Source organism: Nocardia panacis, from assembly GCF_003598715.1.
GTDB lineage: Bacteria > Actinomycetota > Actinomycetes > Mycobacteriales > Mycobacteriaceae > Nocardia > Nocardia panacis.
This window is the reverse complement of sequence record NZ_QZFU01000043.1, coordinates 1-2,381: the sequence shown is the minus strand read 5'-3', so window position 1 is coordinate 2,381 and position 2,381 is coordinate 1. Positions and strand designations below refer to the sequence as shown.

Annotated in this window: 1 protein-coding gene; it reads right to left on the bottom strand. The window is 63.8% G+C overall.

Going from position 1 to position 2,381, the window contains the following annotated elements; all coding sequences use genetic code 11:
• The coding region (locus D5S18_RS30255) for an acyltransferase domain-containing protein (RefSeq protein WP_282434912.1) at nucleotides 1-2,334 on the bottom strand (2,334 nt) is incomplete at its 3' end.
• Nucleotides 2,335-2,381 lie beyond the last annotated feature (47 nt).

The window sequence follows — 2,381 nt, the reverse complement described above, 5'->3', positions numbered from 1 at the left end:
CAAACCCAACAACCCATACGTATTCGCCTTCACCACCGACACCAACCCACCATCCGCGAGATCAGCATCGCCATCAGCAAACGCACCGGTGAACGGCACCACCACCACATCCGGCACCGGCAACCCCCCGGCCACAGCATCAACGAGCTCGCCCACATCTGCGTAACAGTCCGCAGCGAGATCAGTGATGAGACCATTGGCGAGATCGGCGGCGGTAGCGGTGTGGTTCGTCTGCCCGATATAGGCCACGCATAGGGCATCGACACTGGATCCGGTCGGGACGTGCTGTCCTGCAATCGGTTCCCAGCCGAGTCGGTAGAGGTCTTCGTGGTTACTGCGGGCAGCCGCGAGTGCGGCGGTGGTATCAACCGGGCGAGCCGTCAGGGTATCGACGATGACCACCGGTTCACCGGAGTCGTCCCACCCAGTGAGCCGGTAGCCATCGACTCCGACACCCACCACACGCACCCGCAACCGGGTGGCACCAGAGATGCGCAGGCCTACCCTCGACCAGGAGAAGGGCAATGGTGTCCGCCCCTGCTCATCCCCGGCACCCAACACATCCAACGCCACGTGGAACGCGGAATCGAACAATGCCGGATGCAACCCGAACCGGCGACTTTCCTCGGCGTGCTCCTGGTCGATCTCGACCTCGGCGAACACCTCCTCACCACGACGCCACGCCGCCCGCAATCCTTGGAAAGCCGGACCATAGGCGACACCCATCCCGGCCAAACGCTCATACAGCGAACCGATATCCACCGACACCGCTCCCATCGGCGGCCACATCCCAGCCAGTGGCTCCGAACTCCACTGTCCACCGCCCTCGCTGGCGGACAGAACACCGGTGGCATGGTGCGTCCACGGCCCGGTTTCGCCGCGAGACTCCGGACGCGAATAGATATCGAACGGACGACGCCCGTGGGCATCGGCCTCACTGAGGCACAGCTGCATCTGCACCGCACCGTGCTCAGCAAGCACCAGCGGTGCCTGCACAGTCAGTTCCTCGACGGCCCCGGCCCCGACCCGGGCACCCGCGGCAAACGCCCACTCGATGAACCCGGTCCCAGGGAACAACACCGCACCGGACACCGCATGATCCGCCAGCCATAGATGGCTGTCCAGCGACAACCGGCCGGTGAACAACCACCCCCGACCATCCCCGAGAGCCACGCCCGCACCCACGAACGGATGATCGACCCGCGACAAACCCACCGACGCCGCATCCCCGGCACTCGAACGAGACCCGAGCCAAAACCGGCGATGCTGGAACGCATAACCAGGAAGCTCCACCCGCCCCGGGCGAACCGGACCGAACCATCGGCCCCAATCCACCCCCACACCACACACGAACACCTCAGCCAGGAATCCGGTGAAAGCTTCGACCTCGGGATGGCTCGCACGCACCGCCGGAACCTGCAGCGTTTCTGGTTCGCCGCGCAGGCACCGACTGATCATCGCGCTCAACCCGCCACCAGATCCGAGCTCCAAAAACCTGGCGACCCCGGCATCTTCGAGGAAACGCACCCCGTCCATAAACCGCACTGCGCGCCGCACATGCTGCACCCAGTACTGCGCCGACCCCAGATCCTCGGCCGAGGCGAGGCCACCGGACAGATTCGACACGATCGGGATACTTGGGGTTCCGAACGAGACTCCCGCGACAATCTCGCCGAACTGCTCAAGTATTGGATCCATCTGAGCCGAATGGAAGGCGTGGCTGACTCGAAGCCGGGTAGTTTTACGACCGTCCTGGCGCCATTGCTCGATCCACCGCTCCATCACCTCGTCGTCACCAGAGACCACCGTCGAGGACGGGCTGTTCACCGCGGCCACCGAAAGGTGATCCTCGAACCCCACCAGCGAGGCCTGTATTTCGACTTCGGAGACTTCCACCGCGACCATGGCACCACCCAAGGGAAGATCACCCATCAGTCGTCCCCGAGCCGCTACTACCGCACAAGCATCGGGAAGGGAGAAGACGCCAGCCACATGGGCAGCAGCCAACTCGCCGATCGAATGACCGATCAGATAGTCCGGCTCCACCCCCAATGAATCAACAAGTCGGTAGAGCGCTACCCCTAACGCGAACAGCACGGCCTGCGTGTACGCGGTTTGGTCCAGCAGCGCGGCCTCCGCCGAGCCTTGCTCAGCGAAAAGGAGCTCTTTCAACGATCGACCCAGATACCGATCGAACTCTCCACAGACTGCATCGAGCGCGTCGGCAAAGACCGGGTAAACCCGGTAAAGCTCGGCTCCCATCCCAGCCCACTGTGCTCCTTGGCCAGGAAAGACGAACGCGACCTTGCCCCCACGAGCTTGTCCCCGAACCACATTCGCCGAATCCCCACCAGCAGCAACGGTTTCCAACCCCGCCAGCA